Consider the following 21,194-nt stretch of genomic DNA (forward strand, 5'->3'; position numbering starts at 1 on the left):
GACAAGGAGAAAACTCCATGAAGATGTTGCGTATCCCGTTGCTGATGGTGGGCCTGCTGCTGTGCTCCCAGGGTTTTGCCGCTACCGCCCAGCAGAACAAGATGACCACCTGTAACACTGAAGCCACCGCCAAGAGCCTCAAGGGCGATGAGCGCAAGGCCTTCATGAGTACCTGCCTCAAGGCTGCGCCGGCCGCCGCCGCGACGCCTTCCACGCCCCAGGAAAGAATGAAATCGTGCAACGCCGACGCCACGACCAAGGCGCTCAAGGGCGATGCGCGCAAGACCTTCATGAGCGACTGCCTGAAGAAAAAATGATCGCGGATCGATGGGGGCGAGGCGTCGGGAACCCGCTGGCGCCTGGCCCCCATCGAGGTCCGGCGCTACGGGCCGGCCATAAACATCCATTGTTTCAAATAGTTATCTAAGTAATTACCGCTCGTCGGTTTTTTAGGGGGATACCCGATTTACATTTAGAATTTATGCCCTTCGAGAATAGGCGCCTGGATGCGCCGTATGGGCACTTCCCCAGTGTCCGTTTCAAGGGAATGACAGCATGCCGCGTTTTGGCTGGTTGAAGCCTGTTGTAGCGTTTTGTGCTCTATCTGGTTCTTTTGTCGTTTGCGCCGAGCCTTTCCAGACGCCGGGCGACCGCGACCTGATTCGCGACCGCCAGCAGCAATTGCTGCAGGAGCAGCAACGACGTCTCGATGAACTCCAGCAACTGCCCGGCAAGACCTTGCCCGCCGAACCGGCTCCCCAGCCTGACGAGCAGCGCTGCTTCACCATCAGGACGGTAGTCCTCAAGGGCGCCGAGCACCTGAGCGCCGCCGACCAGGAGCGCCTGGTGGCTCCCTATCGCGACCAGTGTCTGTCGGTTGCACAGATCAACACCCTGCTCAAGGCCATCACCCACCACTACCTGCAAATGGGTTATGTCACCACCCGGGCCTACCTGCCGGCCCAGGAGTTGGGGGCCGGGCAACTGACGATCGTGGTGGTCGAAGGTCGCCTGGAGAGCCTGGACAGTTCTGCCCTGGCCAGTTCCCGGGAGCTGGCCATGGCGTTTCCCGGTACCACCGGCGAGGTGCTGAACCTGCGGGAGCTGGAGCAACTGGTGGATCAGCTGAGCCGCCTACCGTCGCGCCAGGTCGAACTGGAACTGGCCCCCGGCGCGCAGCTCGGCGACAGCCGGGTGGGTCTCAAGGGCGAGCGCCTCAAGCCCTGGCGGCTATCGGCGACGCGCAACAACAACGGTGACAAGAGCACCGGTGAACAGCAGATGGGCCTCGGCCTGGATTGGGACAGCCCTCTCGGGCTGGCGGACCAGTTGAGCCTGCGGGCCAACCAGGACGCAGTCAGCGACCGTTGGCGTCATTCCGACAACCAGAGCCTGTTCTACAGCCTGCCCTGGGGCTGGTGGACCTTCAGCTATTCCTATAGCCAGAGCTACTACCGCACCCGCAACGACGCCACCGGCTTCAGCTTCTCCATGGATGGCCTGAGCAAAAACCAACAGCTGCGGGCCGAACGCGTGCTGCACCGGGACAACCTCAGCAAGACCGGCATGAGCCTGGGGATCAGCCACCTGCGGACCCGCAACTACATCGACGACAACCTGATCGACGTCTCCAGCAACCGCATCACCGAAAGCCAGCTGGGGTTCAACCACGGGCGGCGCATCGGCAACGCCCTGGTCAACGCCGACATCGGTTGGCAGCAGGGCATCGGCGCCCTCGACGCCCAGGCCAGCGGACATCCCCGTGGCAGCGAGCCGGTGTCGCGCTACAACAAGTACAGCCTGACCCTGAGCTACCTGCAGCCCTTTCGCTTGTGGAACGAGAACTTCAGCTTCGACAGCATGGCCACCGGGCAGCGTAGCGAAGACTCGCTCTTCAGCCCCCAGCGCATCAGCCTCGGCGGCCTCAACTCGGTACGCGGCTTCCAGGACCAGACCCTCTCCGGCAACAGTGGCGGCTACTGGCGCAACCAGCTGCGCTGGCGCCGGGCGGTGACCTGGCAGGCGCTGCAACCCTTCGTCCAGGAGTACGGACTGGCCTTCGCCTACGACGTCGGGGCGATCAAGGGCGACCGCTACAACCGCGATGCCAAGGGGCGCCTGAGTGGCAACGCTATCGAACTCAATGCCCGCGGCCAGTATCTGGCGGCATCGCTCAGTTTCGCCCGCTCCCTGGAGCGGCCGGCAATTATCGAGAGGCGAGAACACCCGGTGTACTTCCGGATAGACCTGTTCTTCTGACTCTACTCAACCGTTAGTGGATGGATGATTTGCACATGGACGTACGCAAGCCTTTTGCCCAATACATTGCCTTGTCGCTGTCGGGGGTCCTGTTCCTCAACCCGATCGTCAGCGTCGCCGCCGAGCTGGCCCTGGACCCGGCGGCCGGCGGTAATGCGACCATCGGAGCGGCGGGTAACGGCGTACCCATCGTCAACATCAACACGGCCAACGGCAGCGGCTTGTCCCACAACAAGTTCAGCGAATACAACGTCGGCAGTAACGGCCTGATCCTCAACAACGCCACTGGCTCGACCCAGAGCACCCAGCTGGGTGGCTACATCCTCGGCAACCCCAACCTCAAGGGCCGGGCGGCGCAGGTCATTCTCAACGAAGTCACCGGCAGCAACCGCAGCACGCTGGCTGGCTACACCGAGGTGGCCGGGCAGTCCGCCAGGGTCATCGTCGCCAACCCCCATGGCATCACCTGCAACGGTTGCGGCTTCATCAACACCCCGAGGGCGACCCTGACCACCGGCAAGCCGGTTATCGAAGGCCAGCGGCTCGACCGGTTCCAGGTCGAGGGTGGTGACATCAGCATCGAGGGCGCCGGGCTCAATGCCAGCAACATCGACCAGTTCGACCTGATCACCCGCAGCACCAAGCTCAATGCCAACCTCTACGCCAAGAAGCTCAACGTCATCACCGGGCGCAACGACGTCAAGGCCGACGACCTGAGCGTCACGGCCCGCGACGGCGAGGCCGATGCCAAGCCGGAGCTGGCCATCGACAGCTCGGCGCTGGGTGGGATGTATGCCGGGGCCATCCGCCTGGTGGGCACGGAACGGGGCGTGGGGGTGAACATGTCCGGGGACATGGCCGCCAGCACCGGCGACATCCAGATCGACGCCAATGGCAAGGTCACGGTAGCGGGTATCAGCGCCAACCAGGCCATCGCCGTGAAGGCCCGGGACATCGATCTCAAGGGCAAGGCCTATGCCGGTAGCGAGGCGACCTTGGAGGCCCGCGAGCAGGTCCAGGTACGCACCAGCCTGGCGGCCCGTGACCGGGTCCAGGTGGTGGACGCCGCGCAGGTGGTCAACCACGGCATCATCGAGGCGGGGGTCAATGCCGACAACAGCCGCAACGACCACGGCGAGGTCAAGCTGGTCGCCGGCAACCTGGAGAACCGTGGGGATGTCCTGGCCAGTCGCAATCTCGAACTCACGGCACGCCAGGCCCTGAACAACCAGGGCGGGGTGATCCAGGGGCCCAAGGTACAGGTCAACGCCGCACGAGTTCTCAACCAGGGCGAACAGGCACGGCTGCTGGCCCAGGACGAATTGGTGCTCAATACCCCGGCCATCGCCAACCTGGGCGGCCTGATCCGCTTCGGCGACCGGCAAGCCGTGGACCTGGCGCTTGATAGCTTGAACAACAATGGCGGGCGCCTGGAGGTGGCGGCCGCGGGGTTGACCGTCAAGGCTCGCGAGGTGAGCAACCAGAAAGGCTCGGTGATTGCCGACAAGCTGCACATCACCGCCGACCGGCTGGATAACCAGCAGGGCCTGATCGGCGCCAGCCAGGATGCAGCGACCTTCGTCATCGCCGAGCAGCTCAACAACAATGCCGGCCGGCTCCAGGCCCAGACCCTGCTCAAGACTTCCGGCGGCGAAGTGCTCAACCAGGGTGGCAAGCTGCTAGCCGACCAGGTCACGATGACCGGCAAGCGCCTGGACAACAGCCATGACGGCCTGGTCAGCGCCGAGCAGGGTGCTTTGCACCTGGAACTCGAGCAGGACCTGCTCAACGTCAGCGGCAAGCTCCAGGCCACCTCGCGGCTGGACCTCAAGGCCGCCAGCGTCGACAACCACAACGGGACCCTGCACGGCCCGCAACTGATCCTCGGCAGTACCGGCAAGCTCGACAACCAGGGCGGCACCGTGGATGCCGGCAACCTGGAGCTGCGGGTCGCCGACATCGACAACCAGGGCGGCCTGCTGCAAGGCAAGGAGCAGTTGTTGCTGGTGGCCAGGGACTTGGCGAACGACCAGGGCCAGGTCATCGGCAACGTGGTGGATGTCACCCTCGACAGCCTCAGCCAGAACCAGGGCGGGGTGGTGAGCGCCGAGGCTGGCAAGCTGACGCTGACCGTCACCCAGCACCTGAACAACGCCCTGGGCCATCTGCAGGCCAAGCATGGCGACGTGGAACTCAAGACGGGTGGGTTGGCCAACCGGGGTGGCGTGGTGGTGGGCAACCAGGTACAGGTCAGCAGCCATGGGTTACTGGATAACCGGGGCGGGCAGTTGGTGGGGGATCGCCTGACCATTGGCGCCCAGCGCCTGGACAACCGCGAAGCCGGCCTGCTGGCGGCGGGCAGCGATGGCCTGAAACTGACCCTGGAGGCCGACGGCGCGACCCCGGGCCAACTGTTCAACAGCCAGGGCCGCCTGCAAAGCGACGGCCATCTGCAACTGAGCGGTGGCCAGTTGAACAACGCCGGCGGGGTGTTGCTGGGTAACAGTGTCGGGATCGACGCCGCAGGCCTGGACAACAGTGCCGAGGGCGCGGTGGTGGCCAAGGCCGGTGCCGTGGAACTGGACCTGAACAATGGCGTGCTGAACAACCGCGGCGGCACCATCGATGCCGCCAATCAGAAGCTGCGCGCCAGCCAGTTGGCGCTGCTGGACAACCAGGGCGGTACGCTCAAGGGCAAGCGCCTTGAGGTCCAGGGCACGACCCTGGACAACCGCCAGGGGCAACTGCTGGCCGGCGCCGATGGCTTGAGCCTGGTGGGTGACAGCCTGAAGAACAGCCAGGGCCTGGTCCTGGCCAAGGACGGCCATGGCGAGATTGCCCTGGGCCAGGGCACCCTCGAGAACCAGGGTGGCACCGTACAGGGCGCGTCCCTGGGCGTGACTGCCGGAGTCTTGGACAACAGCGCCCTGGATGGCAAGGCCGGATTGATCAGCAGCCAGGCCGGCGCTCTCAAACTGGTGGTGGACCGCCTGACCAACCAGGCGGGCAAGCTCTACGCCAGTGGCCTGCTCAAAAGCACCGGGCAGGTTATCGACAACCGCCTGGGTGGCCAGATCAGTGCCCAGCAGCTGGACCTGAACGCTGCGGCCAACCTCTACAACCAGGGTGGCCTGGTGGAGTCGGCCGGCTCCCTGCTACTGGTGGGCGGCAACCTCGACAACAGCGCCGGCGGTCGCGTCCGGGCCCTGGCTGGCGAGCAGAGCCGGATCACCCTGGGTGGCGTTCTGAACAACCAGGGCGGCAGTCTTGCCCTGGGGTCCAGTGCCCTGGCACTGAGTGCCGGGCTATTGAGCAACATCGGTGGTGGCGTCGAACACGCCGGTACCGGCCTGTTCAAACTCGACCTGGGGGCGCTGTCCGGTGCCCAGGGGCGTATCACTGGCCTGGGTGTTGGCGACTGGGATATCGGAGCAGTGGATCGTAGCGGGCTGATGCAGCTCAACGGTGCGCTGGACCTGAGTATCGGCGGCGACCTCACGCTCAATGCCGGCGACCGCATCGCCAGCGCCAATGGCCTGCGCCTGGGCGCCGCGACTCTGAACAACGCTGGCGAACTGGCCAGCGATGGCTACCTGACCCTGGACCTGACCGGCAACCTGAACAACAGCGGCCTGCTGTCCTCCAGGGGCAAGTTGACCATCGGAGCCGGCGACCTGAACCAGAATGGCGGGCGCATCGCCAGTGGCGGCGATACCGAGCTCAACCTGCGTGGCACCCTGGACAACCTCGGCCGGCTGATCGCCAGCCAGAACCTCTACACCTCGGCGGCGCAGATCAACAACCGTGGCACTCTCGGCGCCCTGGGCCAGTTGCAGTTGCGCTCCGGCAATGGCATCAGCAACAGCGCCGATAGCCTGATCTACAGTGGTGCCGACATGCTCCTGCGGGGCAACAGCCTGAGCAACAGCGATGGCGACATCTACAGTGTCGGCAACCTCAGTTTCGCCGCCCTCGACGGTGGCCGCGCCAGCTTGCTGAGCAACCGCTCCGGAACCATCGAGAGCGAAGGCGACATGCATCTCAACATGGCGACCCTGGAGAACGCCATGGACTGGTACAAGACCAGCCAGAGCATCAGCAAGCGCTTTATCGAGATCAACTGCACTGACTGCTCCGGTCGCCATCACACCGCCACCTACATCGTCAACACCACCTACCAGGACGTCATGGGCGACCATTCGGCCGCGGCCCGGCTGGTGTCCAACCGTGACCTGACCATCAACGCCGACACGGTGGAGAACCAGCAGAGCCTGATCGCCGCCAACCGCAACGCCTCGGTCACGGCCAGCAACTTCTACAACCGGGGCCTGACCCTGGACCAGCGCGCCGAGAGCATCAGCTACTACCTGCAGGACGTGAGCAAGGGGGCGTTCCGCGCCGCCGAGCGCGCCACCAACGCCTGGAATGCCGCCAACCGCGATCGTGCACCGGGCCAGCAAGACCCGCTGCCGACGGTAGTGACCCAGTATCCGCAGCTCGAGCCCCATACCGTGGTCCGCCCGGGCACCCAGACCGCCTATGCCGCTACCCTGCAGGCCGGACAGCACCTTGACCTGAATGTCAGCGGCAACCTGGAGAATGGTGTACTGAGCGAGCAGGCACGGGCCCAGCTCACCGGCCAGACGCTACAGAACAGCCTGTCCCAGGTGGGCGGCCAGGTGATCACGGTCAACGCGCAGAGCTCCGCCGCCGCCAACCAGGTGGCCAAGGATGTGCAGCGAGTCGAGCGGATCGCCGCCGATGGCACGACCCAGGTCACTTTCGTTCCGGTGGACTTCGCCGGCGTGCCTTTCGCCGCCGTGGACCCGACATCGCTCTCCAGCTTCCGCGTGCCCCAGGGAGAGTACGGCCTGTTCGTCAAGAGCCAGAACCCCCAAGGCCGCTATCTGATCGAAACCAATCCGACCTTTACCGACCTCTCGCGCTTCATGAGTTCGGACTACATGCTCGGCCACTTGAACTACAACGACGACAAGACCTGGCGTCGCCTGGGCGACGGGCTCTATGAAACCCGGATGATCCGTGATGCGGTGCTGGCCCAGACCGGGCAGCGCTTCCTCGCCGCCGGGTTGACCAGCGACTACGACCAGTATCGCTACCTGATGGACAACGCCATCGCTTCCAAGGACCAGCTCAAGCTCAGTGTCGGTGTGTCCCTGACTCCGGCCCAGGTGGCTTCGCTGACCCACGACATCGTGTGGATGGAAACCCGCGAAGTGCAGGGTGAGAAAGTGCTGGTGCCGGTGCTGTACCTGGCCCAGGCGGAAAGTCGTAACCTGCGCGGCGGCAGCCTGGTACAGGGGCGCGACATGAACCTGATCGCCGGGGGCGACCTGAGCAACGTCGGTACCCTGCGCGCCAGCAACGACCTGAACGTGAACGCCGGGGGCAGCCTCTACCAGGGCGGCCTGATCGAAGCCAACGAGCGCGTCAGCCTGATGGCCCAGGACAGCGTGCGCAACGCCCTGGCCGGTGAGATCCGCGGCAATCAGGTCAGCGTCAGCGCCATCAAGGGCGACATCCTCAACGACCGTACGGCGGTGGCCGTGGGCTATGGCTCCGGCAGCCGGACCATCCTCGACCAGGGCAGCCAGATCAGCGCGCGGCAGACGCTCGACCTCAGCGCCGGCCGCGACCTCACCAACAAGGGCCAGATCGCCAGCGCCGGCGATGCCAAGCTCAGTGCCGGGCGTGACATCGACCTGCTGGCGGTGCAGGACCATACCTTCACCCAGAGCGCCATCCGCCGCGGCCTGGTGACCAGCGACACGGTGCAGACCCTGGGTTCCAGCGTGAGTGCCGGCGGCAACCTGCAGCTGGAGGCTGGACGCGATCTGGCGGTGGTGGCGAGCAAGGTCGATGCCGGTCATGACCTGACCCTCGAAGCCAAGCGCGACATGGTCATCGCCTCGGCCCAGGACGAGCAGTCCTCGACCTTCTACCAGAAGAAGAAAGGCTCCTGGGGCAAGAGCAAGACCACGCGCAGCGCCGACTCCTCCACCAGCAACGTGGCCTCGCAAATCAGTGCCGGGCACGACCTGATGGTCAACGTCAGCCAGGACAAGGACGGGCGCATCAGTCTCAACGGCGGACGCGACGTGACCGTGATCGGCAGCGAGCTCAAGGCCGGCAACGACCTGCTGGTCGGTGCCACCCGGGATGTCAGCCTGGTATCGGCCCAGGAGCATCAGGACAGTTCCTACAGCCAGAAGAAGAAAGGCAGCTTCGGCCTGAACAAGAGCGGCAACAGCCGCAACTCCAGCAGCACCACCCAGGTGGGCAGCGAGCTCAGCGCCGGCAACGATGCGGTGATCATCGCCGGGACCAACGTCAACCTCTCGGCCAGCTCCGTGGAGGCCAAGCGCGATGCCGAGGTGCGGGCCGGGCTGGTGGACAAGAACGGCGATATCAACCTGATGGATGCGGCCAATACCTCCAGCAGCCAGAGTGACAAATACAAGAGCAAGGTAGGTTTCTCCAGTTCCGGCGGTTTCGTCTCCGTCGCCTCAGGGAAGAAATCGGGGCAGGAGCAGCAGCAGAGCCAGAGCGTCGGCAGTGTGGTCAGCGCCGGGCGCGACACCACCCTGCAAGCCGCGCGTGACGTCAACATGATCGGCAGCACGGCGGCGGCTGAGCGCAACCTCAATGTCGGCGCCGGACGCGATGTCAATGTCCTGGCCGGCAGCAACAGCCAGGACCAGAGCCACTGGAAGTCGGAGAAACACACCGGCTTGTCCCTGAGCAGTGATCGCAATGGTGTCACTGCCTTCCTCGGCCACGAAAACCTCAAGGAGAAATCCCGCAACGCCCAGGAAACGGTGGCGCCGAGCCAGTTGCTGGCCGGGCAAGATGCGACTATCAAGGCCGGTCGCGACCTGACCCTGGAAGGCTCGCGGGTGGATGCCAAGCGCGATGTCAACCTGCAGGCCGGGCGTGACATCAGTATCGATGCCGGCAAGGAAACCAGCATCGAGGAACGCAGCAAGAGCCGTGACCGCAATGGCCTGACGGTCAATGTCAGCCACAACTTCGGCAACACCATGGATGCCCTCAAGGGCACCGGCAAGGGCCAGGACAACGTGAGCAAGGCGTCCAGCGTGCTGAGCACCGTGGATGCCATCAACCAGTTCACCTCGGGGCCGACGACCGCCACTCATTTCGGCACGGCCAGCCAGTCCAGCAGCTCGCGCCAGGAGGTGCACGGCAACAGCCCGAGCAGCCTGGGGGCCGGACGTGATATCAGTGCCGTGGCCGGCAATGACATCAGTATTCGCGGCGGGCACTTCGACGCCGGACGCGATATCACCCTGGTGGGCCGCGACATTGTCGTCGATGTGGCCCGCGGTTCGGTGGCCGAGGAGAGCAAGAACAGCCGCAGCCAGGGCGGGATCAACGGCCAGAGTGGCGGTGGCAGTGCCCGGGCCGGGATTGGCGGCAGCAATGGCACCGCCAGTGAGAAGTCGAATCAGGGTACCAGCACGCCTTCGCTGCTGCTGGCCGGGCGCGATGTCAGCCTTGAGGCCCGTGACAACCTGACCCTGGTGGGTACCCAGGTGCAGAGCGGGCGCGATATCGATCTCAGCGCCGGCAAGGACCTGACCATCCGCGCCGCAGAGAACGCTTCCAGCAGCGAGTCCAACCGCCGCAGTGGCGGCGGCGAGGTGGGCCTGGCCCTGGGCGGCAAGGACTTCATTTCGGTTTACGCCAGTGTCGACATGGGCAAGGGCAAGCTGGACCGTGAGGGCCAGGCGCAGCAGAACGCCAACCTGGTGGCGGGCGATCAGCTGCGCTTCAGCAGCGGCAAGGACACGACCATTGCCGGTGCGACCTTGCGCGGCGGTGATGTCGTCGGCCGGGTGGGCGGCGACCTGACTGTGTCCTCGGTGCCAGACACCGGCAAGGTCAGCGGCAAGCAGATGGATGCCAGTGTCACGGTGAGCATCGGCCTGGGCGGCGGGGGCAGCGTCAGCGGTTCCCTGGGCCTGGGCAAGACCACCGGCAAGACCAACTGGGTGCAGGAGCAGACCAGCATCACCGGCCAGAACGGCGTGGATATCCGCACCGAAAACCATACCCAGCTCGACGGTGCGTTGATTGCTGCCAACAACGGCAACCTCAAGCTGGACACCGGCACCCTGGGCTTCCGTGATATCGCAGGCCAAGACAAGGAGCACAGCTACTACCTGAATGCCGGCGGCACCTTCGGCTGGGGCGCTGGCGATGGCGCCAAGGCCACCGGTGGCAAGGACGTGGCCTTCACCACCGACAAGAGTCAGGAAGGCAAGGGCAAGACCGGGGCTTCCGGCTGGAGCGTCAGTGGCTACGACTACCGCAAGGACCGCGAGCAGGAGGTGCGCGCCACCGTGGGCGCCGGCAGCATCACCGTGCGCAACGATGCCAAGACTGGCCAGGACTCCACCGCCGGCCTGAACCGCGATCCGTCCCGGGCCTACGAAATCACCCGGGACAAGGAAAAGCGTACCGACCTGTATGTCTCGCAATCATCCCTGGACTCGGTGAGCCATCCGTTGCAGACCCTGAATCAATGGGTGCAGGGGATCAAGGACTACGGCAAGAACTCTTCGGCGGCGTTCACCCAGTACGGGGATCTGACCCATGCCGCGGATAAGGCCTTGGTAGATAACCCGGCTCTGGCTCCTTTGGCCTGGATACCTGGTTTCTTGCAGAAGGTCATGGATGAGTCGGCTTTCTACACCGGCGGAGTGATGCCGGGAGTCGTGAGCCATGGCGGAGTTGTCACCCAGGTACCGGCTCTGCTCACAGGCGACATGAGCTTCTATCGTGTGCAGATGGAGTACAAAAAAGATGCCAATGGCAAGGTATTTATTGATCCTGAAACCAACAAGCCGGTCCTGGACGTCGACGCGACACGCAATACCTTGCAGAGCTTACTGACACCTGACGATGATGCTGCCGTGTTCACCAATGGAATCCAGAACTCGTTGGATGCGGCCCTGGTCAACGGCGGCATGCAAACCGGGAAGGACAGTTTTATCCAGGCCTATAACCCGGAGCATGGCTTCCTGGGCGACTTGGTGGAGTCCCTGTGGGATGTCGTACTGGGCGGAGCTGTTCGTTCGGGCAACGCACGGCAACTCAGCGATTTCCTCGGGGCCGGAATCGACCAGGGCAACAAACTGGATGTATTCGGGCACAGCCAGGGTGGATTGCTGACGTACCGGGCCATTGCCGGACTCAACTTCAATGCCAACGGCAACGTGGGCAGCATCCAATTGTCGGGAGCGCCGGTTGGGTCGGCGGACTTCTTCCAGGCCGCTAAGAATGCCGGGTTCAATATCAGTGACGGGGCGTTCTTCCAGATCAACCGGCCGACCTCCACCATGTTCTTCAATACGCTACCGGTGACCGATACGGTGTCCGACTTCTTGGGGCTCAATGCTCAGCACTCGTCTGACCCTGTTGCTCGATTTTTCGGGTCGTTGGCCACGGCCGGCAAGTTGAAGGGCGCGGATAGTCCGCACTCGAACTACCTGTGTGTGGCCAAGGATATTTGTGGCGGGGCTAAGAGCGGGCTACAAGAGACCTTCAAGAAGACCGACAAGTACATCATCCCGACCTTGATCGATCAGTATGGCAACGACAAATTACTGGGTTCGCAATGAAAGTAGCACCGATAGCACTGATGGTAATGATCTGTGGGTTGCTGCCGGGATGCGGTGGCCCCCCTCTGGTCTATCAAACTGATCGCCTGGATTCCCGCATGCTCTGCCAGGAAGGGGCGAAGCGGGTCACCCTGATGCAGCGTTATTCCTTCGATCTGCCCGGGCCTTATCGGCATGCGCGGTGCGGAACCATCACTGGCGGGTTCGACTATGAAAAGGGCCGTGATGCGCTGTCTGTTGGGACCTCGGGATCTTTCTCCTATGGGGACATTCAGGTGACGGCTTCCGCGCTCTATATGCGGGTCAACAGCTTTCTCGATGGCTGGGGGGATGGCTTGCTCTATCCGCAGCAGGCCTTTCTTGAGGATCTGCTGGCCAGGCTGGCGCGGCCATCCCATACCGGTGTCAAGCCCAGCAGTCTCGACTGGGTGAACATGCAGGGCTATCAATGCCTGCGCTCCTACGAGCGTTGGGAAGGGACAGCGGTTGGTATCCTCGAGGACAAGGTCAAGTACTGGTGCTGGGAGCAGGAGAGCGGCCTGCAACAGCCGTTCTACGTGCATGCAGGCCAGCGCTTGCCCTTGGGGAGCAAGGGTTACGACCTGGATCAGGTGTTCATCGTGCCATTCTTCCAGAGCCTGAAGATCAACCCCTTGCCGGCGCCGGTACTGGCCAAGGCACGGGCTGATATCCAAGGGGTCTGTGCCCATGTCAAATCGCGCTACGACCACAAGTTGCCCTGGGGCAGTGACTATCCTGACCAGCGACTGATCCGGACACAATTGCACTACTGCGGCTACGACGTGCCCTTGCCTGATCTCAAGGCACCGACACCATCTGACGGCATGAGGAAATGAGCATGCATAAGTACTTGATGATCGCCGGGGCGCTCTTGGTAATGGGGGCGTGAGCCTCGCAAGCACAACGCGTCGAAGCCGCAGGTATCAAGTATTCGTTTATCAGCCAATACAAGGAATGAGCTTGCACGGAGTAACCAGGGCCATTCGCCGATGTATCGAAATCACCTTGCTCTGCGGTTTTTTGGGGATCATCAGTGGCTGCATGGCGCCCCCTCTGGTCTATGAAAATGATCGCCTGGACTCCCGCATGCTCTGCCAGGAGGGGGCGAAGCGAGTCACCCTGATGCAGCGTTATTCCTTCGATCTGCCTGGGCCTTATCAGCATGCGCGGTGCGGAACCATCACTGGCGGTTTTTACTATGACAAGCAGCTCGATGCGCTGTCGGTAGGGACTTCCGGGTCGTTCTCCTATGGCGATACCCAGGTGATGGCGTCCGCGCTCTATATGCGGGTCAACAGCTTTCTCAATGGCCGGGCGGACGGCTTGCCCTACCCGCGACAGGCGTTTCTGGACGATCTCCTGGCCCGTCAGGCCCTGCCCTCCTATCGTGGCGTCAAGCCCAGCAGCATCGATTGGGTGAGCATGCAGGGGCACCAATGCCTGCGCATCTACGAGCGTTGGGAAGGGCGGGCAGTCGGCATTTTCGAGGATGAGGTCAAGTACTGGTGCTGGGAGCAGGAGAGCGGTCTGCAACAGCCCTTCTATGTGCATGCCGGCCAGCGCCTGCCCTTGGGGAGCAAGGGCTACGACCTGGACCAGGTGTTCATCGTGCCGTTCTTCCAGAGCCTGAAGATCAACCCCTTGCCGGCGCCGGTGCTGGCTAAGGCCCGAGCTGATATCCAGGGGTTCTGCGCCCATGTCAAATCGCGCTACGACCAGAAGCTGCCCTGGGGCGATGATTATCCGGACAAGCGCCTGATCCTGACCCATCTGCATTACTGCGGCTACGACGTGCCCTTGCCTGATCTCAAGGCACCGACACCATCTGACGGCATAAGGAAATGAACATGTATAAGTACTTGATGATCACCGGGTTGCTCCTGGTAATGGGTGGTTGTGCTTCGCAACCGGCGCCAAAGAGCCAGGAAGCGGTGCTGGCCGAAGTAGCGGGCCTGATGTCCCGGCAGGGGCAGGCCACCGACCAGCTGCCTTCGTTACTGGTTACCCGGATCAACAGCCACGGCCTGCTGGCCGATCGTGTGACGATCGCGGCGGGAGGCGGGCAGGATCGTATGAACGTGCGTGAGCTGTTCGCCCAGGCTGCTGCCAGCGGCGGCGCCCGGGTGGTGATCTTCGGGGCCAGCCCGGCCCTGGACCAGGCTATCGTCGGTGGGGCGCTGAGCGAGCAGCGTTTTCCCGGCGTCTGGCTGCTCTTCGTCGGTGAGCCAGAGCAGTCCCGGCAGATGCAGGCCAGCGCCGAAGCGGCGGGCCTCAGGTACTCGTTCATCAGCCGCTACCAATGACCCTCCGAGCGTCTTCCACGGCTGGCTGAACCTCGGCTGTCACAGTCCGCAGGTAGGCTGCGAGCAGGCTCCCGCAGGGCGCCCGGCACTATTCCTGCGGGGTGAAGGCTGGCAGACTGCGGGTCTTTTCCCGCTGTCTGTCTTGAGGCTGTATGCCAACGTTTTCACAGCGTCACCTGTTGTTCATCAGTTGGATCATCATCTTTGGCGGCTTGCTGCTGGCCCTGCCGTTGCGCTTGCTGCCCAGCCTGCTGGCGGGCTTGTTGGTGTTCGAACTGGTGAACATGCTCACCCCGCAACTGCAGCGCCTGATCGAGGGCCGGCGCGCGCGCTGGCTGGCGGTGGCCCTGCTCGGCACCCTGGTGGTCAGCCTGCTGACCCTGCTGTTCGCCGGGGCCATCAGTTTCCTGTTGCATGAAGCGGAGAACCCCGGCGCCTCGCTGGGCAAGTTCATGCTGGTGGTGGACAAGGCCCGGGGCCAGCTGCCGCCGTTCCTCGACTCCTACCTGCCGGCCAGCGCTGCCGAATTCCAGGCGGCCATCGGCGCCTGGGCCAGCAAGCACCTGAGCGAGCTGCAACTGGTGGGCAAGGACGCCGCGCACATGTTCGTGACGCTACTGATCGGCATGGTGCTGGGGGCGATCATCGCCTTGCAGCGCATTCCCGACCTGACCAAGCGCAAGCCCCTGGCGGCGGCCCTGTTCGACCGCCTGCACCTGCTGGTCCAGGCGTTTCGCAACATCGTCTTCGCGCAGATCAAGATTTCCCTGCTCAACACCTTCTTCACCGGGATCTTCCTGGCCCTGGTGCTGCCGATGTTCGGGGTCAAGCTGCCGCTGACCAAGACCCTGATCGTCCTGACCTTCCTGCTGGGGCTGCTGCCGGTGATCGGCAACCTGATCTCCAACACCCTGATCACCATCGTCGGCCTGTCGCTGTCGATCTGGGTGGCGGTGGCGGCCCTGGGCTACCTGATCGTGATCCACAAGCTGGAATACTTCCTCAATGCACGGATCGTCGGTGGGCAGATCAGCGCCAAGTCCTGGGAGCTGCTGCTGGCGATGCTGGTGTTCGAAGCGGCGTTCGGCCTGCCGGGGGTGGTGGCAGGACCGATCTACTACGCCTACCTGAAAAGCGAATTGAAGCAGGTGGGCCTGGTTTAGGACGGCAGCCGCAAACCGCAAACCGCAAACCGCAAGCCGCAAGCTTCAAGCTAAAGCCGATCCGCTGCTGCTTTTACTTGTGGCCTGCCGCTTGAAGCTTGCCGCTGTTTTTATCCGTAGCGCTTCTTGGCCTCGATCGCCAGGCCGCTGCCGATGCTGCCGAAGATGTTGCCTTCCACATGCCGGGCATTGGGCAGCATGGCCGCCACGCTCTGGCGCAGGGCTGGAATGCCGCTGGAACCACCGGTGAAGAACACTGTGTCGACCTGGCCCACGCTGACATTGGCATCGCCGAGCAGCTGGGTGACGCTGGCGCGGATGCGCTCCAGCAGGTTGTCGATGGACGACTCGAACAGGGCCCGGGTGAGGTCGACGCTCAGGTCGCGCTCGATGCGGTCCAGGGGCACCAGGCGTTGGTCGGCGTGGGTCAGCTGGATCTTAGTTTCTTCCACTTCCATGGCCAGCCAGTGGCCGGCACGTTGCTCGATCAGCTTGAACAGCCGGTCGATGCCGCCAGTGTCCTCGATGTCGTAGCGCATGCTGCCCAGGGCCAGCTGGGACTTCTGCGAATACACCGAGTTGATGGTGTGCCAGGTCGCCAGGTTCATGTGGTGGCTGGTGGGCATGTAGGCGCCGCTTTTCATCCGGCTGCCATAACCGAACAACGGCATCACCCCGGCCAGGGACAGTTGCTTGTCGAAGTCGGTACCACCCACATGCACGCCGCCGGTGGCGAGGATGTCGTCGTGGCGGTTGTCGACGCCACGGCGCTCGGGGGACAGGCGCACCAGGGAGAAGTCCGAGGTACCACCGCCGATGTCGACGATCAGCACCAGCTCCTCGCGCTCGATGCTGGACTCGTAGTCGAAGGCCGCGGCAATGGGTTCGTACTGGAAGGACACTTCCTTGAAGCCGACCTTGCGCGCCACTTCCACCAGGGTGTCTTCGGCTTCCTGGTCGGCGGCGGCATCGTCATCGACGAAGAACACCGGGCGACCCAGCACCACTTCGGTGAATTCCCGACCGGCGGTGACTTCGGCGCGGCTCTTGAGCTGGCCGATGAACAGTCCCAGGAGATCCTTGAACGGCATGGCCGTGCCCAGCACGCTGGTGTCGTGCTTGATCAGCTTGGAGCCCAGCAGGCTTTTCAGCGAGCGCATCAGGCGGCCTTCGTAGCCTTCCAGGTACTCGTGCAGGGCCAGGCGGCCATAGACTGGACGACGCTCCTCGATATTGAAGAACACCACCGACGGCAGGGTGATCTTATCGTCCTCCAGGGCGATCAGCGTCTCTTGCCCGGGGCGCAACCAGCCGACGGTGGAGTTGGAGGTGCCGAAGTCGATGCCGCAGCCGCGGGCCGGGGAGGCGTTGTTCATGTCTTTCCAGTTCCGGTCAAAAAAACGGCCGCGCAGCGTACGCCAGTCGCCCGCCGTTGCAAAGGCCGGATATCTGCTAATTCGTCACTGGCTTCGTCTTGAAAGACTATCCTTGACCCCCAAACTTGCAGGCATGAGCCTGGTAGCCACAAGAGATCGCAAGATCCGCCGACGGCTGCCGATAAACTTCTGATGCGCCGTTCAGTCAGAGAATCGAGACGGGTCGATTCTCATGCTGCCAGACCGGTCCAGCTGTGCTGCACGCCGCGCGACTTCGATAACGGATGGTGATTCCCTCGATGGACTTCAAAGACTATTACAAGATTCTCGGCGTGGAGCCGACAGCGGACGACAAGGCGATCAAGGCCGCCTATCGCAAGCTGGCGCGCAAGTACCACCCCGACGTCAGTAAGGAAAAGGATGCCGAGGCCAAGTTCAAGGACGCCTCGGAAGCCTACGAGGCGCTCAAGAGCGCCGACAAGCGCGCCGAGTACGACGACCTGCGCAAGTACGGCCAGCATGGCCAGCCGTTCCAGGGGCCACCGGGCTGGCAGAGCCGTGGTGGCTTCGGCGGCGGTGGCGGTGGGGATTTCTCGGACTTCTTCAGTTCGATCTTTGGTAACCGGGGGCCAGGATTCGGCGGCCCGGAACAGCGTCGCAGCAGCGGCCGTCGCGGACAGGATGTGGAAATGGAACTGCCGATCTTTCTCGAAGAAACCCTGTCGACCGAGTCCAAGAAGATCAGTTTCCAGGTGCCGCAATACAATGCGTCCGGCCAGCATGTGAGCAACACCAGCAAGAGCCTGAACGTGAAGATCCCGGCCGGGGTTACCGATGGCGAGCGTATCCGCCTCAAGGGCCAGGGTGCTCCGGGCGTCGGTGGCGGGGCCAATGGCGACCTGTACCTGACCATTCGTTTCGCGCCCCATCCGAAGTTCGATGTCGAGGGCGAGAACCTGATCATCACCCTGCCGCTGGCACCCTGGGAGCTGGCGCTGGGTACCGAGGTCGCGGTGCCGACCCTGACCGGCAAGATCAACCTCAAGGTGCCTGCCGGCAGCCAGAACGGCCAGCGCATGCGTGCCAAGGGCCACGGCCTGCTGAACAAGGCCGGCCAGCGCGGCTACCTGTTCGTGCAGCTCAAGGCGGTGATGCCCAAGCACACCAGCGACGAGGCCAGGGCCTTGTGGCAGGAGCTGGCGAAGAAGGCGGCGTTCGACCCACGGGAACAATTCTGATTCGACACTAGGAGGCGCTGATCATGAGCACCCTGATCGTTCAGCTGGACATGGAAGAATTCTGTGAAGTGGCCGACCTGTCGGCGGCCTACGTGATCGAAATCGTCGAGCACGGCATCCTCGAACCTCAGGGCCGCGCGCCCAAGGAGTGGCGATTCAACGATCATGAATTGTCCCTGGCCAAGCGCGCGGCGAAGTTGCACCGCGAACTGGACCTGGAATGGGAAGGCGTCGCCCTGGCGCTGGACCTGCTCGAAGAGGTGCAGCAACTGCGCGCCGAAAACCGCATGCTCAGGCAACGCCTGGGTCGCCTGCTGGTGGATTGACCGGCCCCACGGTCGTATCTGCCGAATGTTGTAGCCGCTGCCGAGCGCCAGCGAAGCTGCGACCCAGGACGCAGTCCTCGTCGATTCGGTGCAATTGCGGGCGCTGCGTACAGTTCCGATCCTCGTGAATCCTCCTTTGCGACCGCTGCGCGTCCGTGCGCAGCCTCGCTGCGCTCGACAGCGGCTAGAACAGGAAGTAGCGCTGGGCCATGGGCAGTACATCCGCCGGTTCGCACCACAGCAGCACGCCATCGGCCTTGACCTGGTAGGTCTGTGGGTCGACCTCGATCTGCGGCAGGTAGTCGTTGTGGATCAGGTCGCCCTTGCGCACGCTGCGACAGCCCTTGGCCACGGCGATGCGCTTCTTCAAGCCCAATTGCTCCGGCACCCCGGCATCCAGCGCCGCCTGGCTGATGAAGGTCAGGCTGGTGGCATGGCGGCTGCCGGCGAAGCTGGCGAACATCGGTCGGTAGTGCACCGGCTGGGGAGTCGGGATCGACGCGTTGGCATCGCCCATCAGGCTCGCGGCGATGGCCCCGCCCTTGAGGATCAGGCTCGGCTTGACCCCGAAGAACGCCGGGCGCCAGAGCACCAGGTCGGCCCACTTGCCCACTTCGATGGAACCTACCTCATGGCTGATGCCGTGGGTGATGGCCGGGTTGATGGTGTACTTGGCGATGTAGCGCTTGACCCGGAAATTGCTGTTGCCCGGCCCGTCGCCCGGCAATGGCCCGCGCTGGCGCAGCATCTTGTCGGCGGTCTGCCAGGTGCGGGTCACCACCTCGCCGACCCGGCCCATGGCCTGGCTGTCGGAGCTGATCATCGAGAATGCCCCCAGGTCATGGAGGATGTCCTCGGCGGCGATGGTTTCCCGGCGGATGCGGCTTTCGGCGAAGGCCACGTCCTCGGCGATGCTCGGGTCCAGGTGATGGCAGACCATGAGCATGTCCAGGTGTTCGTCGATGGTGTTGCGGGTGAAGGGCCGCGTCGGGTTGGTGGAGCTGGGCAGCACGTTGGAAAAACCGCAGGCCTTGATGATATCCGGCGCATGGCCGCCACCGGCGCCTTCGGTGTGGTAGGTGTGGATGGTGCGGCCCTTGAAGGCACCGAGGGTGGTCTCGACGAAGCCCGACTCGTTCAGGGTGTCGGTGTGGATCGCCACCTGCACGTCGTATTCGTCGGCCACGCTCAGGCAGTTGTCGATGCTGGCCGGGGTGCTGCCCCAGTCTTCGTGCAACTTGAGGCCGATGGCCCCGGCCCGTACCTGCTCCACCAGCGGCCCCGGCAGGCTGGCGTTGCCCTTGCCGGTGAAGCCGATGTTCATGGGGAAGGCGTCGGCGGCCTGGAGCATGCGCGCCATGTGCCAGGGCCCCGGGGTGCAAGTGGTGGCGTTGGTCCCGGTGGCCGGCCCGGTGCCGCCGCCGATCATGGTGGTGACGCCGCTCATCAGTGCCTCTTCGATCTGCTGTGGACAGATGAAGTGGATATGGGTGTCGACACCGCCAGCGGTGAGCAACATGCCTTCGCCGGCGATCACCTCGGTGCTGGCGCCGATGGCGATGGTCACGTCGGGCTGGATATCCGGGTTGCCGGCCTTGCCGATGGCGGCGATACGCCCGTCCTTCAAGCCGACGTCGGCCTTGACGATGCCCCAGTGATCGATGATCAGGGCATTGGTGATCAGGGTGTCCACCACCTCGGCCGCCAGCAGCTGGCCCTGGCCCATGCCGTCGCGGATCACCTTGCCACCGCCGAACTTCACCTCTTCACCGTAGGTGGTGAAGTCCTTCTCTACCTCGATCCACAGCTCGGTATCGGCCAGTCGGACCTTGTCGCCCACCGTGGGGCCGAACATGTCGGCATAAGCCTCGCGGGAAATGCGCATTCCTCATTCCTCGGAACAGAGCTGCAAGCCATGAGCTGCAAGCTACAAGTAAAAGAAAGCCGCCCAGAGCCACCGCACTGCTCTTTCTTGCAGCTTGTGGCTCGCAGCTTGAAGCTGATCTTTAAAGATCGCCCATGATTCGTCCCGCGAACCCATAAATTCGCCGCAACCCAGCCAGATCGACAAGCTCGACTTCCCGGGTCTGTCCCGGTTCGAAGCGCACCGCGGTGCCGGCGGCGATGTTCAGGCGCATGCCGCGGCTGGCGGCACGGTCGAAGACCAGGGCGTCGTTGGTTTCGAAGAAGTGATAGTGGGAGCCGACCTGGATCGGCCGGTCGCCGCTGTTGGCCACATTCAGGGCCAGGGTGCGGCGCCCGGCGTTGAGTTCGATGTCGCCGGGCAGGATCTGGTACTGGCCAGGGATCACAGGGGTTGCTCCAGGGTCTTGAAGTAGATGGCGGTCGGGCTGTGGCGGCCGTCCGGGCCCTGGCAGTAATTAGGCAGCTCGCCCACCCGGGTGTAACCCAGGGCACGATAGAACTCCTCGGCGGGCGAACCGGCCTCGGTGTCCAGGTACAGCAGGCCACGCTTGAGATGGCGCGCGGCCTGTTCCAGGACATTCATCAACTGCTGGCCCAGGCCCCGGCGCCGGGCGCCATGCAGGACCTGGAGCTTCTGCACTTCGGCCCGGTTGCGCCCGTTGGCCTTCATGCACAGCGCCAGTTGCACGCTGGCCAGGACCTTTTCCTCATCGACCACCACCCATAGCAGCAGGCTGCCGTTCTCGACACCAGCCTGCACGTCGGCGACATAGGCCTGGGCCTGGCTGTCGTCGAGGTCGGCCATGAAGCCGATGGACGCGCCATGGTGGACCGAGTCGAACAGCAGTTCGATCAAGCCCTGGCGGTAGTGGGCAAAGCTTTCTCCATGGACCCGTCGCAGTTGGCCGGCGTTCATC

General features: G+C 63.7%; 13 protein-coding genes. 9 read left to right on the forward strand and 4 right to left on the reverse strand.

Annotated features, from left to right (window positions below; genetic code table 11):
* Window positions 1-17: 17 nt before the first annotated feature.
* The 7 genes from GDH07_RS24290 (at window position 18) to GDH07_RS24320 (ending at window position 15,411) form a co-directional block, all read left to right on the forward strand.
* The gene (locus tag GDH07_RS24290) at window positions 18-317 is read left to right on the forward strand and encodes a PsiF family protein (RefSeq protein ID WP_152899126.1); all 300 of its coding nucleotides are present in this window, start codon (window positions 18-20) and stop codon (window positions 315-317) included.
* A gap of 238 nt (window positions 318-555) precedes the next feature.
* On the forward strand, window positions 556-2,259 hold the full coding sequence (locus GDH07_RS24295; protein WP_152899127.1) for a ShlB/FhaC/HecB family hemolysin secretion/activation protein: 1,704 nt from the start codon (window positions 556-558) through the stop codon (window positions 2,257-2,259).
* A 35-nt stretch (window positions 2,260-2,294) separates the two neighbouring features.
* Entirely contained in the window at window positions 2,295-11,924 is a 9,630-nt protein-coding gene (locus tag GDH07_RS24300; RefSeq protein ID WP_152899128.1) for a hemagglutinin repeat-containing protein, read from the forward strand.
* Complete coding sequence (locus tag GDH07_RS24305; RefSeq protein ID WP_152899129.1) at window positions 11,921-12,781, forward strand: hypothetical protein; 861 nt, start codon at window positions 11,921-11,923, stop codon at window positions 12,779-12,781. The genes GDH07_RS24300 and GDH07_RS24305 overlap by 4 nt, the downstream gene beginning before the upstream one ends.
* 124 nt (window positions 12,782-12,905) lie before the next feature.
* Entirely contained in the window at window positions 12,906-13,790 is an 885-nt protein-coding gene (locus GDH07_RS24310; RefSeq protein ID WP_246196019.1) for a hypothetical protein, read from the forward strand.
* A gap of 2 nt (window positions 13,791-13,792) precedes the next feature.
* Window positions 13,793-14,248, forward strand: coding sequence for a hypothetical protein (locus GDH07_RS24315; RefSeq protein WP_246196020.1), 456 nt, complete (start codon window positions 13,793-13,795; stop codon window positions 14,246-14,248).
* Window positions 14,249-14,400: 152 nt separating this feature from the next.
* Window positions 14,401-15,411, forward strand: coding sequence for an AI-2E family transporter (locus tag GDH07_RS24320; protein ID WP_152899131.1), 1,011 nt, complete (start codon window positions 14,401-14,403; stop codon window positions 15,409-15,411).
* A 110-nt stretch (window positions 15,412-15,521) separates the two neighbouring features.
* On the opposite strand, the gene GDH07_RS24325 is transcribed toward GDH07_RS24320, so the two are convergent.
* The gene (locus GDH07_RS24325; protein WP_152899132.1) at window positions 15,522-16,787 is read right to left on the reverse strand and encodes an Hsp70 family protein; all 1,266 of its coding nucleotides are present in this window, start codon (window positions 16,785-16,787) and stop codon (window positions 15,522-15,524) included.
* Between the two features lie 299 nt (window positions 16,788-17,086).
* On the opposite strand from GDH07_RS24325, the gene GDH07_RS24330 reads away from it, so the two are divergent.
* The gene (locus GDH07_RS24330; protein WP_022642020.1) at window positions 17,087-18,025 is read left to right on the forward strand and encodes a DnaJ C-terminal domain-containing protein; all 939 of its coding nucleotides are present in this window, start codon (window positions 17,087-17,089) and stop codon (window positions 18,023-18,025) included.
* A 20-nt stretch (window positions 18,026-18,045) separates the two neighbouring features.
* On the forward strand, window positions 18,046-18,351 hold the full coding sequence (locus GDH07_RS24335) for a chaperone modulator CbpM (RefSeq protein WP_031320783.1): 306 nt from the start codon (window positions 18,046-18,048) through the stop codon (window positions 18,349-18,351).
* 184 nt (window positions 18,352-18,535) lie between these two features.
* On the opposite strand, the gene ureC is transcribed toward GDH07_RS24335, so the two are convergent.
* The 3 genes from ureC to GDH07_RS24350 form a co-directional block, all read right to left on the reverse strand.
* Window positions 18,536-20,236 (reverse strand): urease subunit alpha, encoded by a 1,701-nt coding sequence (gene ureC, locus GDH07_RS24340; protein ID WP_085595438.1) that lies wholly within the window; start codon window positions 20,234-20,236, stop codon window positions 18,536-18,538.
* 121 nt (window positions 20,237-20,357) lie between these two features.
* Window positions 20,358-20,663: an urease subunit beta gene (locus GDH07_RS24345; protein WP_022642023.1), complete on the reverse strand. Its 306-nt coding sequence runs from the start codon at window positions 20,661-20,663 to the stop codon at window positions 20,358-20,360.
* Complete coding sequence (locus GDH07_RS24350; protein ID WP_152899134.1) at window positions 20,660-21,193, reverse strand: GNAT family N-acetyltransferase; 534 nt, start codon at window positions 21,191-21,193, stop codon at window positions 20,660-20,662. The genes GDH07_RS24345 and GDH07_RS24350 overlap by 4 nt, the downstream gene beginning before the upstream one ends.
* Window position 21,194: the final 1 nt, after the last annotated feature.

Source organism: Pseudomonas piscis, from assembly GCF_009380155.1.
Classification (GTDB): domain Bacteria; phylum Pseudomonadota; class Gammaproteobacteria; order Pseudomonadales; family Pseudomonadaceae; genus Aquipseudomonas; species Aquipseudomonas piscis.

What these genes read in the sequence shown, in the direction of transcription:
- GDH07_RS24290 (WP_152899126.1), top strand. Translation starts at nt 18, where the DNA reads ATGAAGATGTTGCGTATCCCGTTGCTGATGGTGGGCCTGCTGCTGTGC.
- GDH07_RS24295 (WP_152899127.1), top strand. Translation starts at nt 556, where the DNA reads ATGCCGCGTTTTGGCTGGTTGAAGCCTGTTGTAGCGTTTTGTGCTCTA.
- GDH07_RS24300 (WP_152899128.1), top strand. Translation starts at nt 2,295, where the DNA reads ATGGACGTACGCAAGCCTTTTGCCCAATACATTGCCTTGTCGCTGTCG.
- GDH07_RS24305 (WP_152899129.1), top strand. Translation starts at nt 11,921, where the DNA reads ATGAAAGTAGCACCGATAGCACTGATGGTAATGATCTGTGGGTTGCTG.
- GDH07_RS24315 (WP_246196020.1), top strand. Translation starts at nt 13,793, where the DNA reads ATGTATAAGTACTTGATGATCACCGGGTTGCTCCTGGTAATGGGTGGT.
- GDH07_RS24320 (WP_152899131.1), top strand. Translation starts at nt 14,401, where the DNA reads ATGCCAACGTTTTCACAGCGTCACCTGTTGTTCATCAGTTGGATCATC.
- GDH07_RS24325 (WP_152899132.1), bottom strand. Translation starts at nt 16,787, where the DNA reads ATGAACAACGCCTCCCCGGCCCGCGGCTGCGGCATCGACTTCGGCACC.
- GDH07_RS24330 (WP_022642020.1), top strand. Translation starts at nt 17,087, where the DNA reads ATGGACTTCAAAGACTATTACAAGATTCTCGGCGTGGAGCCGACAGCG.
- ureC (WP_085595438.1), bottom strand. Translation starts at nt 20,236, where the DNA reads ATGCGCATTTCCCGCGAGGCTTATGCCGACATGTTCGGCCCCACGGTG.
- GDH07_RS24350 (WP_152899134.1), bottom strand. Translation starts at nt 21,193, where the DNA reads ATGAACGCCGGCCAACTGCGACGGGTCCATGGAGAAAGCTTTGCCCAC.